The sequence below is a fragment of the Halorubrum sp. CSM-61 genome, assembly GCF_003781945.1.
Taxonomy (GTDB): Archaea; Halobacteriota; Halobacteria; order Halobacteriales; family Haloferacaceae; genus Halorubrum.
The window spans coordinates 85,296-97,652 of record NZ_RJJW01000004.1 but is presented as its reverse complement, the minus strand read 5'-3'; the positions used below and the strand labels follow the sequence as shown (position 1 = coordinate 97,652).

Sequence of the window (12,357 nt, the reverse complement as noted above, 5' to 3'; positions counted from 1 at the left end):
GACGCCGACCCCCGTCAGCGCGCCGCGAGGTTGTTCCCCCGGCCGCGGCCGCGACCGCGCCCCCGCTTCTCGATGACGGCCCGGACGGCGGCGTTCAGCCGCGAGCGCTCGAAGTACGGGTGGTCGAACTCGCTCGACTCGTACTCCGCGTAGAGCTCGAGCGGGACCTCGTCCCCGTCGTCGGCGTCCCCCAGCAGCTCCGCGAGGGCGCCGTCGTCGACGCGGACGACCAGCGTCCGGTCCTCCTCGTCGAAGACGGCCTTCTCGGCCGCGAGCTCGTCGCCGTCGGGCGACCACACGGAAACGGTGTCCTCGGCGACCGACTCGACGTCGTCGGGGGCGTCGAACCGGGCGACCGCCTTCCCGCGCCCGTCGACCGTAATCGACGCGTCGGACAGGTCGCGGTCGACCCGCTGCATCCGCCCCTCGACGACGGGCGCGACGACGTCCCGCTCGTCGAGGTACTCGATGACCGTCGTCGCGAGCAGCTCGCCCGTCTCCGCGAGCACGGGCTTGCCCTCGAGCGGGAAGCCGCTCCCGCCCTCGGCGATGAAGCTGTTGACGGCCACCTCGTAGGTCCCGTCGGGGTCGAGCGGCTCGCCGCCGACGCGCACGTCGCGAACCAGCTGGTCCGCGTCGTCGTGGGGGACCCACTCGAAGCGCACGCCGCTGACCTGTTGGGAGACCTCCTCGCCGAACTCCCGACCGGTCTCGCTCTCCAGCGTGACGATCTGGCTCTCCAGCGCCGCCACGAGCTCCTCGCCCGTGAGCTCCAGCTTGCGGAGCGTGTTGGCGAACGGGAGGGTGTTGAACACGTCCCCGCCGGTGATCTCACCGGGGCCGTACACCGAGTCCGACCGGATCCCGCCGGCGTTCGTGATCGCGACGTCCGCGTCGACGCGCTCGCGCATCGCGTCGGTGAGCAGGTTGCCGTAGTTGGTCTCGCGGTGGTAGTTCGACGAGAACGTGGCGTCGAGCGGCGTTTCCGTCTCCGCGACGACCGTGTCGAGCTTCGCCTCCGCGCGGTAGTCGTTGATGATCTGAGAGGCGTCTGGGTCCTTCTCCACGTCGTCCGTGACCTCGATCAGCTCGCCGTCCCACGAGGTGACCGCGCCGTCCTCGACCGTCAGTTCGATCTTTCCGAGATAGTTCGCCCGGGCCTGGGCTTCGGTGACGACCGTCCCGCTCGTCTCGGCGGGCGGATACACGAGCTCGTCGTCGCCGACGACGACCACGTCGATGTCGTCGTCCCCGTCGGCCTCGGCGAGCGCCTCGGCGTCCGGGACGCCCGTGTGCGCGAGCGCGACGACGACGTCCACGTCCTCCTCCTCTCTGAGCCGCTTCGCCTCGGCCGGACCCGTCTCGGTGAAGTCCTCGACGGTGAGCCCGCGATCCTCGAAGTCGATGTTCGTCTTACCGTACGTGGCCCCCTCGTCGATCAGACCGATGATGCCGACGCTGACGCCGCCTCGCTCGACGATTTTGGAAGACTCCGTCCCGTCGAACGCCTCGCCGGTGTCGCTGTCCACGAGGTTCGTGGCCAGCCACGGGAACCCGGAGTCGCCGGTGACGCCCGAGACGCCGTCGAGGCCGTAGTCGAACTCGTGGTTTCCGATCACGTCGGCGTCCGGCTCGACGCCGTTGAGCACCTCGACCGGCGCCCGCCACTGCGAGACGGCGCCGAGCGCGTGCGGCCCCACCTGGTCGCCGCCCCCGACCACGACGACCGGCCCGTCCGCGGCCGCCCGCTGCTCCTCGATGAGCGTCACCAGCCGCGGGAAGTTCCCGTCCTCCGCGGCCGCCGTCTGCACGTCGTTGTACGACAGCACCGTCAGCGTCGTCGACCCGTCGCCGTCGGCGCCCACCGCCGACCCGGAGAGGAGCGATCCGCCGAGAGCGATTCCACCCGCGCGAAGCACGTCACGCCGTCCGTAGTTTCGGTCCCGTGACATCGTTGTGTTCCTCCTAGTGACAGTTATAAAATCTTTCTATAGGTTGTAATATAGGTCTCACGAGCGCTCCCCCGCCGTCGGGTCATTTCCGAGAAGTCGCTCGCGGCGCGGCCGGCGCCCGGATCGGGGGTCCGCGATGACGACTCGGGATCCGCGATAGGGAGTCGGGGTCCGCGATGACGACACGGCTTTACGCGCTCGCCCGCTTCCTCCGGTAATGAGTAAGCCGAGCCCCGACGCGTACGAGCAGGGGCGCGGGATGGACGCGCACAACGCCGTGATGCGCGACATCCGCGCCGAGCGCTCGGAGACGTACGACCCGACCCAGCCCACCCGCGTGTGGATCGACGAGGACAACACGCCCGACGGGGTCGTGAACTCCCTCACGATCATCCTGAACACCGGCGGGTGCCGCTGGGCCCGCGCCGGCGGCTGCACCATGTGCGGCTACGTCGCGGAATCAGTGGAGGGCGGCAGCGTGAGGCACGAGGCCTTGATGAACCAGATCGAGGTGTGCCTCGACCACGAGCGCGAGGAGGCGGACGCCCCCGCCGAGCTGATCAAGATCTACACCTCCGGATCCTTCCTCGACGAGCGCGAGGTCCCCGCGGAGACCCGGCGGGCCATCGCCGAGACGTTCGCTGACCGCGACCGGATCGTCGTCGAGTCGCTGCCGGACTTCGTGAGCCGGGAGAAGATCGGCGACTTCGCGGACCACGGCATCGCGACCGACGTGGCGGTCGGGTTAGAGACCGCGACCGACCGCGTCCGCCACGACTGCGTGAACAAGTACTTCGACTTCGCCGACTTCGAGGACGCCTGTGCGGAGGCGGCCGCGGCCGACGAGGAGTTCGACGCCGACGTGGGGATCAAGGCGTACCTCCTGATGAAGCCGCCCTTCCTCGCGGAGCCGGAGGCCGCCGCCGACATGATCGACTCCATCCGGCGCTGCGCCGACGTGGACGGATGCCACACCGTCTCGATGAACCCGACGAACGTCCAGCGCTACACGATGGTCGACGAGCTGTTCTTCGAGGGGGGGTACCGCCCGCCGTGGCTCTGGTCGGTCGCGCACATCCTCGAGGAGACCGCCGACGTCGACGCCATCGTCGTCTCCGACCCGGTCGGGCACGGTTCCGACCGCGGCGCGCACAACTGCGGCGAGTGCGACGACCGCGTCCAGACCGCGATCAAGGACTTCGACAAGCGGCAGGACCCGAGCGTCTTCGAGCAGGTGTCCTGCGAGTGCGAGGCGACGTGGGAGCTCGTGATGGCGGAGGAGACGAGCTACAACATGCCACTTGCGCGGTAGCCCCGTCGTTCGGTTCTCGGTTCTCGTCTGCCGCTCGAGACCCCCGTCTTCCGTCCTTCACCCGGCGGCTTCCGTCTCTCCGTCCGAAACCGGAGCGATCGAGACCGGTTGCGATCAGGTAGATTCGATATTCTGAAACGTCTGATCTGTTTTGTGCGCATTTCTAAACGGTATTCGCGTGTGAACGCGGACCATACCGATCGATCAGGTCGAAAAAGACCCTTATAGCTCCGGATACTGAGAGTATGTATGAACGCAGACGCCAGCAGTTCCCAGTCAGACGCCAGCAGTTCCCGGCCCCTCCGCGGGAAGTCCGTTCTCTTCTGTGCGGAGTGCAACTTCGAGAGCCCCGTCTCCGAGGGGTGGCTCGTCGTCAGCGACGGCGACGAGCGCACCATCGTGTGCCCGGAGTGCGGTCACGTCGCCGACCACCGGACGGAGCGGTCGGCCCCGGCGCCGCGGGCGGACTGAGGACGGTATCGATCGGTCGAACGCCACTCGCCCTCACTCCCTCCACCTCGTCTCTCACACCTTCCAACCCGTCTCTCATCTCCGCGTCGCTCCTCACGTCCTTCCCGGCGCGCGCTCGGCCAACACCGGAATCGCGTCCAGTCGCTCGTCGTCGAGCGCGTCCCAGTCGATCCCCTCGGGGCGCGCGTGGGGCGTCTCGGTGCGGACCGTTCGCTCCGGAGTCACAACCAGATCCAGCGGCACGTCGTGCGCGTCGGGCGCCGGGAGTTCGGCGGGATCCGCGATCGGCGACTCGGTGCCGTCGAGGACCGACAGCTCGTGGACGGTGGTCGCGACTGTGGTCGCATCAGTGACCGCATCGAGCTCCCGGAGCGTCCCCCACTCCAAGTCGCTGTACCCTTCCCCTTTCCCGATCCGGGCGCCGTCGGTCGTGACGCCCACCGAGCCGGCGACGATCAGGTCGACGCGAGACACGTCCTCCGGCGCGGTCGGAACGCCGTACTCGGAGATGCCCGAGACCGTGGTGGCGTCGCCGATCTCTTCGGGAGCGATCTCGGCCGGGTCGAGCCGGAGGAACGGGTCCGGATCGCGGAGCCGCGGCTGCGCGACGTACACCGTCTTCCCGGCCCGGAGCGCGGCGCGTCGAACGGGGAGCTGCGGCGCGTCCGGGTTGCACTTCAGCGTCGCCGCCGCGTCCCACGCGTCGGTGTCGGTCAGCCGATCCGCCGCCTCGTCGGCGCCGGCGAAGTTCGGGATCCGGTCGTGGGGCGGGAACGGGAACCGGGCTTCGCCGCGCTCCTCGAAGGCGTCCCAGACGGCTTCGCGGACGGCCTGCTTGTCCATGGTCGAAAGAGGAAGCCCGGCGGCAAGTATCCCCCGTCCCCGGTCTCGATCCCGCCCACATACGACAATTGGTGAATTACCGGAGTGTTTATACATCAGATTCGTGTGAGGTAATCCATGCTCGAAGACGGACTCTCGTATCCGATTCGCGGCGACTGGATCGGTCGAATCATCATCGGTGGGATACTGGGATTCCTCTCGGTGCTCCTCCTCCCGGCGTTCGTCATCGTCGGGTACCTCGTTCGGGTGCTCGAACAGACGGTCGGCGGCGAGGACGTGCCGCCGGAGTTCACCGACTGGGGCGACCTCCTGATGAAGGGCGTTATCGGGACGGTCATCACGATCGCGTACACGGTGATCCCGGTGGTCCTGTACGCCGTCGTCGTCGCGGTCGTCGCCGGTACGAGCGGCGCGGTCGGGGGCGACGCGGGCGCGCTCATCGGCGTCGTCGGCGTGCTGTTGGCGCTGGCGTTCGTCCCGGTGCTGTTCCTCGTCTACTACGCCGTTCCGGCCGCGCTGTCGGCGTACGCGGCCCGCGGGGAGCTGAGCGCCGCCTTCGACGTCGGCCTGCTGAAGCCGGCGCTTCTCAGCACCGAGTACCTCGTCGCCGTGCTGATGCCCATCGTCGTGGCGGTGATCACGTGGGTCGTCACGGCGGTGCTCGCGGCGACGGTCGTCGGCCTCCTGCTCGTTCCCTTCGTCCAGTTCTACGGGCAGGTCGCGGTGTTCCGGATGTTCGGCTCCGCGTTCGCGAGCGTCAACGACCGGATCGACGCGGGTGGGATCGGCGGCGCCGGCGGCGTCGACGACCTCGGCGCGGCGGTCTGAACGGGCGTTCGAGACGGACCGGCGCCGAGCCGACCGTCGCTGCGACCGATTCACGACGTCTTTTGAACGATCAGTCGTCGCCGCTGACCGACCGTTTTCCGGCTCGAACCGTGCGGGTCGCCGCCACGCCCTTCCGGTTCGCGTCGAACTCCGAGAGCGCGTACACCAGACCGCCGAGCGTCGCCACGCCGATCGGGAGAAGCACCAGCGGCGTGATCCGGGTGGCGCCCCACACCGTCAACAGCAGGGCGGCGACGACCAGCACCGTCGTGGCGTAGTACATCTGGGTGCGGACGTGATCGATGTGGTCGGCGCCGGTGAACGTCGACGAGAGGATCGTCGTGTCGGAGATGGGCGAGCAGTGGTCCCCGAAGATGGCGCCGCTGAACACGGTCCCGATCGCGACGGGGAGCAGCGCCGGCGTCCCCCCGCCGACGCTCCACGCCAGCGGGACCGCGATCGGCGTGACGATTGCCATCGTCCCCCAGGAGGTGCCCGTCGAGAACGCGATGAGCGCGGACGCCGCCAGCACGACGACCGGGAGCAGCGTCGGCGACACGAAGGTCTCCGCGACGTTCGTGACGTAGATACCCGTGCCGAGCGCGGTGGTGACGGAGCCGATCGTCCACGCCATCACGAGGATCGTGAGCGCGGTCAGCACCATTCCGAAGCCGTCGATCACGGTGTCCATCGCCTCGTCGAGGCTGGCGAGACCGCTCCCGACGCCCATGACGAGCGCGACGGCGACCAGCGCGAACGCTCCCCACAGGAGCGCGTCGACGAACGCTGCGTTACCGGCGATGTCGAACGCCGACGCGCCGGGATCCGAGGCCTCGAGTCCCGTATAGGCCGCGCCGCCGACCACGACCGCCACCATCGAGAGGGTGGGAACGGCGAAGTACCGGAGCTTCGGCGAGTCGGTGAGCACCTCCCCGAGGCTGTCTTCGGCGCTCTGCATCGGGATCGCCCCGTCCCGCAGGAGCTTCCCCTCCGTCGCCGAGCGGTGCTCGGCGTCGAGCATCTCGCCGAAGTCGCGCCGGGAGAGCACGATGATCCCGACCATCACGACCGCGAGCAGGCAGTACATGTTAAACGGGATGCTCTTTGACATCCTCCCCGCGCTGAAGCGCGAGGATTCCCACGGCGCTGCACCGCTGGGTTGGGATATTGTGGTTTACGACGTTACCTGTTCTTGAGGCGCGAACGCGCCAGTTTCTGTGTCAAACAGGAACGTCGATGGCTGTGCCAACCAGCCGTTACTCCTATTCACCGAGAGATTCGGTGAACTCGGAGATACTTTCTGCCGAATGTTCTCAGCACCGTTCACATCCGCGTTCGCCGTCGTCCCGCACTCATCACACACATACAGCCCGCGTTCAACACGGTTCGCGTCACGCTTTCGACCACAGCACGAGCACGACTTYGASGTATCCCGCTCAGACACGTGTTCAACCGTGATACCTTCCATCTCCGCCTTGTACTCGAGGAGATCGGTGAAGCGGTCGAACGCCCACGAGTGCAGGTCGAGATTCCCGTGTCTACCCCAATCCTTTGACTCGCCGTTCTCCTCATCCTCACGGATGCCGGAGAGATCACCCACCACGATCGTTCCAACTTCTTCGTCAACACACCGCTGGACGATGTGTTTTGAGAGCGTGTGGAAGTAGTGAGTACGGCGAGCTGACTTCTTCTGGTTTAGCCGCGTGGCCTGCTCGGAGTTCGAATCGTCACACCGAGCGATTCGCTTGCTGAAGTAGTAGTCGTCCTGTTTCAAGCARTTCAGCGGGTATAGCTCGCTGTGACCGTCTTCATAAGCGAGCGCAGCGAAGTTGTTGATACCGAGATCAACACCCACGGTTTTCTCACCCGGGGCTTCATCTACGTCGATTTCGACCTTACAGACAAATTGTAGTTCCCACTCGTCGCCCGTCCAGACAATCTTGACTTGTTGAACGTTCTCCACGGTGGAAAGGTCAACGTCGGGGCGGGTCTGGTACTTACACAGGACGAAGTCCGACCAGTACTCCTTGAGGTTCGAGCCTTTTGAGAGTCGGACTCGGTCGTACTGAGTGTCRAGTTTGAATCCAGCGGTTTTGAACGTCACCGTCGAACGCGGGTGTTCGTCGCCGTGTTTGCGGTAGCCGGGCGGGTTCGCTTTCGTGTCTCCGTTGCGTCGCTTGCCGTACCAGCCGTTGAACGCCTCAGCGAGTTCTTGAAGGACTCGCTGACTTGACTGAGAATGGAGGTCATCGTAGCGTTCGTGTGACTTCAGGTACGTGGTGAGTTCGTTATGGTTCGGGATGTGGCCGATTTCATCCCAGATCCGACTACACGTCCACCGTCCAACGTTCCAGAGCTTACTGGCTGCGAACCCGAGCGAATCAAGGTCGTCCGACACCCGTGACTGATTCCGTATGGAAGCAGCGTAGGTGCGAGTAACGACCTGTTTCGCCATACGTAACCTATGTAGATAAAATTACTTGAAAGTACGTATTGGCGCAGCGTGGAATATCCAGCCGTGCCATCCGAACGGTGGACTGCGAAGGGTAGTGTCGGATTCATCCCCGCGCTAAAGCGCGAGGCTTTCTCCTCGATTCTCCGTAAGAACAGCGCGAACGCGGTGGGGACCTCGCCGCCCTCGGGGTCGACGCCGATGGCGCTGTACCCCTCTCGGATCATGCTCAGTTGGTACGCGACCCAACTCGAGATGCCGAACGTCGCGACGGGGGCGGCCGTCGAGTCGATGATGTACGCCAGTTTCTCGCGAGAGATCCGCACCTCGTCGGATATCTCTCGCATCGTCGTGCCGACGATCGCCGTGTTGGAGTAGTCGTCGAAGAACCACAGCATGCCGAAGAGCCACGTCGCCCCGCCGACCTTCCGTTGGGTGTCGAGGCTGGCGGTCACGGTGTCGGCGATGGCGTTCGCTCCGCCGAGCCGCCAGACGAGGGCGACGCCGGCGCCGAGGAACAACACGATCAGCATGATCTTCGCGTTGAACGCGCTCTCGCCGATCGAGGAGACGAGCCAGCTCAGCGTCTGTGCCACGCCGTGACTCGTCGTGAAGATCACGCCGCCGGACCAGATCCCGAGGAACAGCGAGAGGATCGGTTTCCGCGTCGCGATCGCGAGCACGATCGCCAGGAGCGGGGGAACCAGCGAGACGGCGCCGAACGTCTCGGCGCCCGTCATGCGTCTCCCCTCGAGTGGTCCGGGGCGTCGACACGTGGATTCGTCGGCCTCGGCCATCCGATTCGACCGTCACGAGCCCTCGTCGGGACAACCATGATACGATGACCCACACCCCACCATCGTATATAAATATGATGTTACTTTTGATATTTAATCGGATTTCTTGAGACATATAGTTAAAGAGTCATTTTCCGGCAGATACGCGTCTCGCTCGGCGGAACGGTCGAGAACGCGACGACGCGTCTTTTAAACCGTTCAACCGCCACGTACGGGTATGTTCGAAGACCGGCCGGACCGCGACGCCGAGGTCGTCCTCGTGGGGCGCTCGAACGTCGGCAAGTCCACGCTGATGCGCGAGCTGACGGGCCACGACTTCTCGACCGGCGGCAAGCCGGGCGTGACCCGCCAGCCGAACCACTTCGACTGGGCCAGCGAGAGTTTCATGTTCACGGACCTGCCCGGCTTCGGGTTCATGTCCGGCGTCGAGGAGGAGCACCGCGAGGCGATCAAGACGAACATCGTTCACTATCTGGAGGAGAACGCCGACTCGATCCTCGCGGGCGTCGTCGTGATGGACGGGAAGGCCGCCGTCGACATCATCGACCGCCACGCCGAGCGCGGGAACATTCCCCACGACGTGGAGATGTACGGCTTCCTGGAGGACGTGGGCGTCGAGCCCATCGTCGCCGTCAACAAGACCGACAAGATCGACGACCTCGACGAGCGGCTCGACGCGATCTGCGATCGGCTCGGCCTGTACCCGCCGTGGCAGCAGTGGTCCGACCGGATCGCTCCGATCTGCGCGAAGAAGGGTGACATCGAGGCGCTGGAGGAGTGCCTCCGGACGCGCTTCCACGAGCACAACCGCGACGACCTATTGAAGTTCGTCTCGTAAGCGACGTCGGCTCCTGAGAGGCCGCACGCCCTTTTAAGTCGGCACCCGTCGAGGTCACGCGCATGAACACTCGCCCCGTCGCGGCGCTCGGCGTCGGGCTGACGACGTTCCTCGTCGTCGCCGCGCTTCTCACCGAACTCCTCGCGGCGCAGATCGCCTTTTCGGCGCTCGTCGGACTCCCGGTCGGACTCGCCGCGGGCGCCGCGGCGGGACTCGCGACGTGGACCCGTCTCTGGCGTCTTCCGAGGGCTCGACCGCCCCTGCTCGGGATCGCCGCCTTCGGCTACGCCCTGCTCGTCGCGGCCGCCGTCTCGTACGCGGTGCCGCCGGCTCGCGGGTTCATCGGCGTCGACACGGCGGTCCCGTTCGCCGCGGTCTGTGCGGTCGCCGCGTTCCTGCTGGCTCGTCGACACGCCGACCGGACCGCGTGAGTCGACTGAGCGAACCTGAAAGAGCGGCTTTGGATACGGTTGCGCGGACGATGATCTACAGTCACACTGCCATCTAAGAAATCATAAACGCGGTCCGAATTTCTCAATGTTTGCGAATAATTATCATGAACTCCGTGGAACACACTGACATGGAGTTCCAGCTCACGGACGAACAGAAGCAGCTGCGGGAAGAGGTCCGCCGCTTCGCCGACGAGGAGATCCGGCCGGTCGCGACCGAGTACGACGTGGCGGAGGAGTACCCGCACGAGGTGATGGAGAAAGCCGCCGACATGGGGCTGCTCGCGCCGCACGTCCCGGTCGAGTACGGCGGCGTCGGCTACTCCTCGCTGGAGAACGCGATCCTCACCGAGGAGCTGTTCGCGGCCGACCCGGGCATCGGCCTCTGCGTCTCCAGCGCCGGCTTCGGCGCCGAGGCGCTGATGGAGTTCGGGACCGAAGCCCAGAAGGAGCGCGTCCTCCCCGAGGTGACCGCCGGCGACGCGGTGATGGGGTCGGCCATCTCGGAGCCGCAGGCGGGCTCGGACGTGACGTCGGTCGCCACCCGAGCTACCAAAGACGACGACGAGTGGGTGATCAACGGCTCGAAGATGTGGATCACGAACGGCACCGTCGCCGACTACTTCGTCGTCGTCTGCGAGACAGACCCGGAGATCGACGACCGCTACTCCGGCTACTCGCAGATCCTCGTCGAGGGCGACCGCGACGGGCTCACCCGCGACAAGATCACGGGTAAGCTGGGAATTCGCGCGAGCGACACCGCCGAGTTGCGATTCGACGACGTCAGAGTGCCCGAGGAGAACCTGATCGGCCAGCGCGGGATGGGGTTCCTCCAGCTCATGCAGTTCTTCGACGAGACCCGCACCGCGGTCGCCGCGCAGGGGGTCGGCATCGCCCGGGGCGCCGCCGAGCGCGCCTTGGAGTACGCCGAGGAGCGCGAGCAGTTCGACCGCCCGATCAGCGACTTCCAGGCGATCAAACACAAGCTCGCGGAGATGCACACCGACACCGAGGCCGCGCGCTGGCTCACCTACCGCTCCGCGTGGGCGGTCGACAACGAGGCCGGCGACCTCACCGCGCTCGCGTCGATGGCCAAGGAGTTCGCCTCGCGGGTCGCCGTCGACGTGGCCGACGAGGCGGTCCAGGTCCACGGCGGGGCCGGCTTCGTCAACGACCACGACGTCGAACGGCTCTACCGCGACGCGAAGATCACCCAGATCTACGAGGGGACCACGGAGATCCAGAAGAACATCGTCGCTCGCGAGCTGCTCGACGAGGGGATGTGACAGCGGGAGCCGTCGTCGGAGAGACTACTCCCCGTCGTACTCCATCGCGACCGAGTTGATACAGAACCGCTTGCCGGTGGGTTCGGGGCCGTCGTCGAACACGTGACCAAGGTGCGAGTCGCAGCTCGCACACCGGACCTCGGTGCGGGACATTCCGTGGCTCGTATCGACCGTCGTCGTCACGGAGTCCTCCTCGGCGGCGTAGAAGGCGGGCCAGCCGCAGCCGGACTCGTACTTCGTCTCGGCCTCGAAGAGGACGGTCCCGCAGGCCCGACAGCGGTACTCCCCGTCGTCTGGGTGATGGTCGACGTACTCGCCGGAGAACTTCGCCTCCGTGCCGCTCTCGCGGAGCACGCGGTACTCCTCCTCGGAGAGCCGCTCGCGCCACTCCTCGTCGGTCAGTTCTCGCGGATCGGCCGCGTCGTCCGCTCCGGTCTCGCTCATACCTCCGGTAGGCGCCCCACGGGCAAGGGGGTTGCGGCGGTCGGTCCGGCCGACGCAAGGGGTTTGGTCCTCGCGGCCGATCCGCGACCATGGCACGCGAGATCACGCACGAGGCGAACGGACCGGCGAAGCTCGACGAGTCGGACATGGGCGACGACGGGATGATCTACGTCTGTCGGTGCGGCCTGTCGGACACCAAGCCGCTCTGTGACGGCTCGCACAACGCGACGGCGGACGAGGAAGAGGGCGTCGTTTATAAATACCCAAACGACGACGCCGACGGCGAGCGCCGCGAGATCGAGTATAAAAACCGGTAGGAGGTCGGGACGGTCGCTTTTCGAAGCGTAGCACCGCAGTCGAATTCATACGAGCGACTCGTCTCTCCGCGAATCTTGGACGGTTGAGGCAGTACCGCGCAATCCAAAGGTAGTAACCGCACACCAGTTAGATAATAATCATGAACTCGGATGGCGTGAACTACGACGGTGACGGTCCTCATCTCAAACCTGTCCATCTCGCATTACTCGTCCCCGCATGGGTCGCGATAGCGGTTATCGTGCCGCTCGGCACCACGGTAAGCCTCATCGGGTTGTCTACCCTGATACTCAGTTACTTTCTCCTCCGCATCGTCTACGCGATCGAACACGTTCGCGCAGTCCTGGAACGGAGCGATTGACGCGGGCAT

Annotated in this window: 13 protein-coding genes and 1 pseudogene; 8 read left to right on the top strand and 6 right to left on the bottom strand. The window is 65.9% G+C overall.

The features are described from left to right. Positions 1–14: 14 nt before the first annotated feature. Positions 15–1,952, bottom strand: a complete 1,938-nt coding sequence (locus EDM04_RS08400; protein WP_241154875.1) for a bifunctional UDP-sugar hydrolase/5'-nucleotidase — start codon at positions 1,950–1,952, stop codon at positions 15–17. A gap of 217 nt (positions 1,953–2,169) precedes the next feature. On the opposite strand from EDM04_RS08400, the gene EDM04_RS08395 reads away from it, so the two are divergent. After that, a complete protein-coding gene (locus EDM04_RS08395; protein WP_123621065.1) occupies positions 2,170–3,264 on the top strand; it encodes an archaeosine biosynthesis radical SAM protein RaSEA in 1,095 nt (364 codons plus the stop codon). A gap of 249 nt (positions 3,265–3,513) precedes the next feature. Beyond that, the gene (locus EDM04_RS08390) at positions 3,514–3,735 is read left to right on the top strand and encodes a hypothetical protein (RefSeq protein ID WP_123621063.1); all 222 of its coding nucleotides are present in this window, start codon (positions 3,514–3,516) and stop codon (positions 3,733–3,735) included. Positions 3,736–3,828: 93 nt separating this feature from the next. On the opposite strand, the gene EDM04_RS08385 is transcribed toward EDM04_RS08390, so the two are convergent. After that, the gene (locus EDM04_RS08385) at positions 3,829–4,578 is read right to left on the bottom strand and encodes a 5-formyltetrahydrofolate cyclo-ligase (protein WP_123621061.1); all 750 of its coding nucleotides are present in this window, start codon (positions 4,576–4,578) and stop codon (positions 3,829–3,831) included. A gap of 117 nt (positions 4,579–4,695) precedes the next feature. Here EDM04_RS08385 and EDM04_RS08380 point away from each other — a divergent pair, with 117 nt between their 5' ends. After that, positions 4,696–5,406 carry a DUF4013 domain-containing protein gene (locus EDM04_RS08380; RefSeq protein WP_123621059.1) on the top strand — a complete coding sequence of 237 codons (711 nt, stop codon included), beginning with the start codon at positions 4,696–4,698 and terminating at the stop codon, positions 5,404–5,406. A 70-nt stretch (positions 5,407–5,476) separates the two neighbouring features. On the opposite strand, the gene EDM04_RS08375 is transcribed toward EDM04_RS08380, so the two are convergent. The 3 genes and pseudogenes from EDM04_RS08375 to EDM04_RS08365 all read right to left on the bottom strand — a co-directional run. Beyond that, a complete protein-coding gene (locus tag EDM04_RS08375) occupies positions 5,477–6,517 on the bottom strand; it encodes a Na+/H+ antiporter NhaC family protein (RefSeq protein ID WP_241154874.1) in 1,041 nt (346 codons plus the stop codon). 63 nt (positions 6,518–6,580) lie between these two features. Next, the gene (locus EDM04_RS08370; protein ID WP_123621057.1) at positions 6,581–7,861 is read right to left on the bottom strand and encodes an RNA-guided endonuclease TnpB family protein; all 1,281 of its coding nucleotides are present in this window, start codon (positions 7,859–7,861) and stop codon (positions 6,581–6,583) included. 137 nt (positions 7,862–7,998) lie between these two features. Further along, positions 7,999–8,598, bottom strand: a pseudogene (locus EDM04_RS08365) (Na+/H+ antiporter NhaC family protein); the annotation flags it as partial. A 274-nt stretch (positions 8,599–8,872) separates the two neighbouring features. On the opposite strand from EDM04_RS08365, the gene engB reads away from it, so the two are divergent. From engB to EDM04_RS08350, 3 genes are all read left to right on the top strand, one after another. Then, positions 8,873–9,493, top strand: coding sequence for a GTP-binding protein EngB (engB, locus tag EDM04_RS08360; protein ID WP_123621055.1), 621 nt, complete (start codon positions 8,873–8,875; stop codon positions 9,491–9,493). A 62-nt stretch (positions 9,494–9,555) separates the two neighbouring features. Beyond that, on the top strand, positions 9,556–9,924 hold the full coding sequence (locus EDM04_RS08355; RefSeq protein ID WP_123621053.1) for a hypothetical protein: 369 nt from the start codon (positions 9,556–9,558) through the stop codon (positions 9,922–9,924). Between the two features lie 149 nt (positions 9,925–10,073). Next, entirely contained in the window at positions 10,074–11,228 is a 1,155-nt protein-coding gene (locus EDM04_RS08350; RefSeq protein ID WP_123621051.1) for an acyl-CoA dehydrogenase family protein, read from the top strand. 24 nt (positions 11,229–11,252) lie between these two features. Here the strand turns inward: EDM04_RS08350 and msrB are convergent, their stop codons facing one another. Continuing rightward, positions 11,253–11,672: a peptide-methionine (R)-S-oxide reductase MsrB gene (msrB, locus tag EDM04_RS08345; protein WP_123621049.1), complete on the bottom strand. Its 420-nt coding sequence runs from the start codon at positions 11,670–11,672 to the stop codon at positions 11,253–11,255. Between the two features lie 89 nt (positions 11,673–11,761). Here msrB and EDM04_RS08340 point away from each other — a divergent pair, with 89 nt between their 5' ends. Together EDM04_RS08340 and EDM04_RS08335 are read left to right on the top strand one after the other, a co-directional pair. Beyond that, positions 11,762–11,989 carry a CDGSH iron-sulfur domain-containing protein gene (locus EDM04_RS08340; RefSeq protein ID WP_123621047.1) on the top strand — a complete coding sequence of 76 codons (228 nt, stop codon included), beginning with the start codon at positions 11,762–11,764 and terminating at the stop codon, positions 11,987–11,989. Positions 11,990–12,129: 140 nt separating this feature from the next. Next, positions 12,130–12,348 carry a hypothetical protein gene (locus tag EDM04_RS08335; protein ID WP_123621045.1) on the top strand — a complete coding sequence of 73 codons (219 nt, stop codon included), beginning with the start codon at positions 12,130–12,132 and terminating at the stop codon, positions 12,346–12,348. Positions 12,349–12,357 lie beyond the last annotated feature (9 nt).

Bases quoted from the DNA above. Each gene is read 5' to 3' on its own strand.
- EDM04_RS08400 (WP_241154875.1), bottom strand. From the start codon at position 1,952: ATGTCACGGGACCGAAACTACGGACGGCGTGACGTGCTTCGCGCGGGT.
- EDM04_RS08395 (WP_123621065.1), top strand. From the start codon at position 2,170: ATGAGTAAGCCGAGCCCCGACGCGTACGAGCAGGGGCGCGGGATGGAC.
- EDM04_RS08390 (WP_123621063.1), top strand. From the start codon at position 3,514: ATGAACGCAGACGCCAGCAGTTCCCAGTCAGACGCCAGCAGTTCCCGG.
- EDM04_RS08385 (WP_123621061.1), bottom strand. From the start codon at position 4,578: ATGGACAAGCAGGCCGTCCGCGAAGCCGTCTGGGACGCCTTCGAGGAG.
- EDM04_RS08380 (WP_123621059.1), top strand. From the start codon at position 4,696: ATGCTCGAAGACGGACTCTCGTATCCGATTCGCGGCGACTGGATCGGT.
- EDM04_RS08375 (WP_241154874.1), bottom strand. From the start codon at position 6,517: ATGTCAAAGAGCATCCCGTTTAACATGTACTGCCTGCTCGCGGTCGTG.
- engB (WP_123621055.1), top strand. From the start codon at position 8,873: ATGTTCGAAGACCGGCCGGACCGCGACGCCGAGGTCGTCCTCGTGGGG.
- EDM04_RS08355 (WP_123621053.1), top strand. From the start codon at position 9,556: ATGAACACTCGCCCCGTCGCGGCGCTCGGCGTCGGGCTGACGACGTTC.
- EDM04_RS08350 (WP_123621051.1), top strand. From the start codon at position 10,074: ATGGAGTTCCAGCTCACGGACGAACAGAAGCAGCTGCGGGAAGAGGTC.
- msrB (WP_123621049.1), bottom strand. From the start codon at position 11,672: ATGAGCGAGACCGGAGCGGACGACGCGGCCGATCCGCGAGAACTGACC.
- EDM04_RS08340 (WP_123621047.1), top strand. From the start codon at position 11,762: ATGGCACGCGAGATCACGCACGAGGCGAACGGACCGGCGAAGCTCGAC.
- EDM04_RS08335 (WP_123621045.1), top strand. From the start codon at position 12,130: ATGAACTCGGATGGCGTGAACTACGACGGTGACGGTCCTCATCTCAAA.